Below are 5,000 nucleotides of genomic sequence, written 5' to 3'. Positions count from 1 at the left end.
TCGGATGGCGCGGGTGTGGCGGAGCAGCTGCCGTGAGCCGGCGCGATTGGCAATGAGGGATGAATAGATGCCTTGCCTCACCGGGACAATCTTTCCTGGCGAGCCTTGCCAACATCAGCCCTCGCCCGACAGGCAGGCCCGAGGACCAGGCTCAATTGTCCCTCAAGCCCCGCTGAATTCCCGTCCGATCCGCACAACGTCCCCCACAAACTGCTCGAGGTCTTCCACACGCGTGCGATGATTGCAGATTGCTGCGCGCAGGCAATGACGACCTCCGAGCGTCGTGTCGGAGACCGCCGCAAGCCCGGCTTCCTGCAGCCGCAGCATGATCTCGATATTGATGCGCTTGATGTCGTCCTCGTTATGTCCGGCGCCTGCGAAGCGGAAACAGACGATATTGATTTCCGGCTCGGCGAGCAGTTCGAGGAGAGGATGCGCGCGCACAAGATGGGCAAGAATGGTGGCCTGCGCGACATTCTGGTCGATCAGGCGCCCGAACTTGGCGACACCGTGCTCCTTCAGCGCCATCCAGACCTTCAGCGCTCCGAAACCGCGACTGGTTTGCAACCCGAACTCGTGCAGCCATTCGCCGGATGCGATGCCCCGCGACGTACCCTGCAGATATTCTGGCGACACGGCAAAGCTTTGCCGATGTTTCGCGCGGTCCTTGACGAGCGCGCATCCGATCTCAAACGGCGCGTGCAGCCATTTGTGGGGATCGAGCGCCACAGAGTCGGCACGCTCGATGCCCCTGACGCGCCAGGCGTTCTGCGGTGCGATCGCCAGGAGGGCGCCGATGCACCCGTCCACATGGAACCAGAGGCCCTGTTCCTCCGCGAGATCAGCCAGCGCCGCGAGATCGTCCACCGCCCCCGAATTGACGGTCCCGGCCGTGCCGATGAGGCAGGCGGGCTTGAAACCGCGCTCGCGATCTTCGGCGACGGCGTCACGCACGGCACTCACATCGAGGCGATAGGCGGCGTCGGTCCTTATCCGGCGCAGCGCCTTGTTGCCGAGCCCCAGCGTCTCGACGGCCTTTCGGTGGCAGGAATGGACCTGGTCGGATGCGTAGAATCGCAGGGGCCGGTCGAGCACGGCGAGCCCGTCTTCCCGCAGGTCCGCCCCTGCCATGGAGTTGCGAGCGACGGTCAGGCCGACGAGATTCGCCATCGAGCCTCCGCTCACCAGCGTGCCGCTCGCGGAAGCGGGAAAGCCAACCATATCGCGGAGCCAGCCGACGACCTGCTGGTCGACCAATGCCGCGGCGTGGCTGCCACCGCCCAGGTTTGAGCCCTGGACGGCGGCGAGGAAGTCCGCCAAGGCACCGGTGAAATTGCCGGCGCCCATATACCAGGACCAGAACCGGGGATGGACGTTGCCCATCGGGTAGGGAAGAACGTTGTCCCTGACCAGGCCGTAAACCTCCTCGATGGCGGTCGGGCCATGGGGAAGCGGGGTCCGGAAGAGCGCTTCGACGTGCTCCGGCATGGGCTGCCACACCGGCCGGTCACGCACATGTTCGAGATAGCCGACGCAATCGTCGACGATCCGGTATGCGAGCGCGGCCACAGAGGCCCAGTCGCGGGGATCGAGTGTCTCCGTCCGGTCGTGTGCCGCATCGTCCCGGCAGGGCAGTTCGCTGGCCCGGCTGTCCATCGTCGCCTCCCGATCTATTCGGCTGCGAGCTGGAAGCCAGGCGTGGAGCGTGACAACGCCTGCTCCTCGTCATCCATCTCCGCGGGTATGGATTCGAAAAACGGGGTGGACAGATAGCGTTCACCCGTATCCGGCAGCATGCACAGGATGACGGAACCTGCCGGCGCGCGTTCAGCCAGGTCTCGCGCCACGCCGAACGTCGCGCCGCCCGACACACCCGTCAATATTCCTTCCTTATTGGCGAGGGCCTTGGCCCACTCCATGGCCTTGGGTCCGGCGATCGGAACGAGTTCGTCGTAATAGTGCTCGTCGATAGCCTCCTGCAGGACATCGGGAATGAAGTCAGGCGTCCAGCCCTGGATGGGGTGCGGCTCGAAGGCGGGATGGCTTGCCGTCGGAGCACCATTGGCGCCGCGTTGCTGTGCCTGTCCGCTCCCGATGAGCTGGGCATTGGCCGGCTCGCTCAGGATGATCCTGGTATCCGGTCGCTCGCGCCGCAGCACACGTGACACGCCGACCAGCGTCCCGCCTGTGCCGTAGCCGGTGACGAAATAATCGAGCCGCGTACCGGCGAAGTCATTGACGATCTCGCGCGCCGTCGTACGCTCGTGGATCGCCGCATTGGCCTTCGTCTCGAACTGGCGCGCGAGAAACCAGCCATTCTTTTCGGCGAGTTCCACGGCCTTCTGATACATGCCGAAGCCTTTCTGGGCGCGGGGCGTCAGCACGACCTTCGCCCCCAGCATGCGCATCAGCCGCCGTCGCTCTACGGAGAAGCTATCTGCCATGGTCACGACCAGCGGATAACCTTTCTGCGCGCAGACCATAGCAAGGCCGATGCCGGTATTGCCACTTGTCGCCTCGATCACCGTCTGGCCCGGCTTCAACGCTCCGCTGCGTTCGGCTTCCTCGATGATGGAGATCGCCAGCCTGTCCTTGACCGAGGAGGCCGGGTTGAAGAACTCGGCCTTGGCGTAGATCGTGGCATTGGCCACACCGAGATTGTTGATGCGGATCGTCGGCGTGTCGCCGATCGTGTCCAGCACGCTGTCGAAAAGCCTCCCGCGGCCTTCCGTTGTTCTCAGTTCCGCTTGCGTGAGCATGTAACCCCTCTTTCGTTTAGCCCGTCCCGGTCCGGGACCCGCAGGGTCGCCGGCCTCACGGATGTCAGTCAGCGTAAAGAGTGATAATGTGTAAGTAAGCGGTCCGGCGTGGGAGCCGGCGTGGGAGCACACATGGAATCGGAAGGTTCCGTTGCACCGCCTTCAACACGGGGATTGGAAATTCGGCTGCTCGGGCCGCCCCTGTTGCTGCGCGATGGCATGCCGATGCGGCTGCCGCCGTCGCGCAAGATGCTTGCGCTTCTGGCGTATCTCGCGGTCGATCCTCATCCGGTCGCGCGGGGGAGGCTTTGTGAGCTACTCTGGGAAATCCCGAACGATCCGCGCGGTGAGCTGCGCTGGTGCTTGAGCAAACTCCGCTCCTTGCTCGACGGAACTGACCGCCCGCGCGTGCTGACCGCGCAGGATCGTGTGGCGCTTGATCTCGGTGATTGCGATGTCGATGTGACCCGGCTGGCCGGCGCCACGCGCGCTGGCCTGGAGACACTTGTCGATTCCGAGCTCAGGGCGCTTGCGGATTCCTGCAGTGGCGATCTTCTGGAAGGGATCGAGCTTGGCCACAGCCTTGAGTTCGAGCGCTGGCTTGCAGGCCGGCGCAGCGAATTTCGCTCCCATTTTATCGATGTGATCGCGGAGGTCGGACGGCGCACGCCGGTCGGTACTCCTGAAGGGCTCTCGGCGGCACGCCGCTGGCTCGAGTTCTCTCCGCTTGATGCACAAGCCCACGCGCGGTTCCTGACGGAGCTTTATCACCGGCGCATGCTCGACGCATGCGCGAAACATCTGGACGGGGCCGCGAAGACCTTTGCCGTCGAGGGTGTGGAGTTTGCTCCTGTTCGTGCCGCCTGGGCCGAGATCAGGGGCGCGTCCATCCGGCTTGCGGCCGCTGCGGTCCGCGAACCTCTCCGGGAACAGGCACTGTCTCCGCAGGCGGGGTCGCGTCGCGCTTCGATCGCCGTCATGCCGTTCTGGGAACGGCTTGCAGGGGCAATGGTCCGAAGCGACCTCGGCAACGCCCTCGCACATGACATTATCAGCCGGCTCGCGCGGCTACGCAGCCTCTTTGTTATCGCGCGCGGCTCGGTCTTTGCCATCGCGGACGATGGGCTGGGCCTCAAGGAGATCGGGAACCGGCTGGGTGTGGACTATGTCGCGACCGGCTTTCTGGAGCAGCACGAGACTGTGATTGCCGTGGCAGCCGAGGTCGCCGAGGCCGCGACAGCACGCCTCGTGTGGACGGAGCGGTTCGAGGCACGTTCACCCGAGCCGCTTTCGGTCCTGGACGACATTGGCGACGGTATCGTCTCCTCCATCGCGGCGGAAATCGAGAATGCCGAGCGCAATCGGGCGGTCCTGAAACATCCGGGCTCGTTGGATGCCTGGGAGGCCTACCACTGCGGCCTGTGGCATATGTACCGCTTCACGATTGAGGAAAACGCCCGCGCCGCGGAGTTCTTCCGGATGTCGATACGTCTCGATCCGACATTCTCCCGTGCCCACGCGGGATTGTCATTCACACACTGGCAGAATGCTTTCCAGCGGTGGGGGGATCGGACCGACGAGGCACGGCAGGCCCTGGAGGCGGCGGGGCAGAGCCTCCTGGTGGATGATCATAACCCGGCTGCGCATTGGTCGATGGGACGGGCGCTCTGGCTGATGGGTGATCTTGATGAGGCCGTGCGGGAACTCGAACGGTCCATTCATCTCAGCCCGAACTTCGCCCTCGGCCATTATGCCCTGTCCTTCGTTCACTCCCAATCCGGAGATCCGGCCGCGGCCATCGCGTCTTCCGATCATTCGCGGCTGTTGAGCCCCTGCGATCCATTACTTTTCGGCATGCTCGGCACGCGGGCTATGGCGCTGATCAGGCTGGGGGCTTTCGAGGAGGCGGCGGAATGGGGAGGCAAGGCGGCGGCACGCCCCAACGCGCATATTCATATTCTGGGGATTGCCGCCTGTTGCCTGGCGCTTGCCGGCCGGATCGACGAGGCGCGCAACCATGTAGCGCGCATTCGGCTTCAGAACCCGCGTTACCGGATCGACGATTTGCTCGACACGTTCCGCTTCGATCAGGATGCCGTTGCGCGCTATCGCAACGCGGCCGCCTTGATCGGCCTTGTCAGCTAGATGTCGTTTCCAAGAAGGTTGTTCAGCCTCTGGAATGGCGGGATGCCGTTGAGGGCCGAGTGGGGTCGTCGGGTGTTGTAGGCGTCGATCCAGGAG

General features: G+C 64.3%; 4 protein-coding genes. 1 reads left to right on the top strand and 3 read right to left on the bottom strand.

Translation table 11 applies throughout. The annotated features are described in order from the left end of the window. Positions 1-162: 162 nt before the first annotated feature. Together C7450_RS00020 and C7450_RS00015 are read right to left on the bottom strand one after the other, a co-directional pair. Positions 163-1,656: a pyridoxal phosphate-dependent decarboxylase family protein gene (locus tag C7450_RS00020; RefSeq protein ID WP_110372372.1), complete on the bottom strand. Its 1,494-nt coding sequence runs from the start codon at positions 1,654-1,656 to the stop codon at positions 163-165. 14 nt (positions 1,657-1,670) lie between these two features. Then, positions 1,671-2,759, bottom strand: a complete 1,089-nt coding sequence (locus C7450_RS00015; RefSeq protein WP_110372371.1) for a PLP-dependent cysteine synthase family protein — start codon at positions 2,757-2,759, stop codon at positions 1,671-1,673. A 132-nt stretch (positions 2,760-2,891) separates the two neighbouring features. Between C7450_RS00015 and C7450_RS00010 the strand changes: the two genes are divergently transcribed. Then, on the top strand, positions 2,892-4,904 hold the full coding sequence (locus C7450_RS00010; protein WP_110372370.1) for a transcriptional regulator: 2,013 nt from the start codon (positions 2,892-2,894) through the stop codon (positions 4,902-4,904). Here C7450_RS00010 and C7450_RS35040 read toward each other — a convergent pair. Next, positions 4,901-5,000: integrase core domain-containing protein (locus C7450_RS35040; protein ID WP_146227229.1), on the bottom strand; the 100-nt coding region annotated here is incomplete at its 5' end. The two genes, C7450_RS00010 and C7450_RS35040, sit on opposite strands and share 4 nt — an antisense overlap.

Origin of the sequence: Chelatococcus asaccharovorans (assembly GCF_003201475.1) — a bacterium.
Lineage (GTDB): Bacteria > Pseudomonadota > Alphaproteobacteria > Rhizobiales > Beijerinckiaceae > Chelatococcus > Chelatococcus asaccharovorans.
The sequence above is the reverse complement of the archived record's forward strand: the minus strand, read 5'-3'. Positions and strand labels throughout refer to the sequence as shown.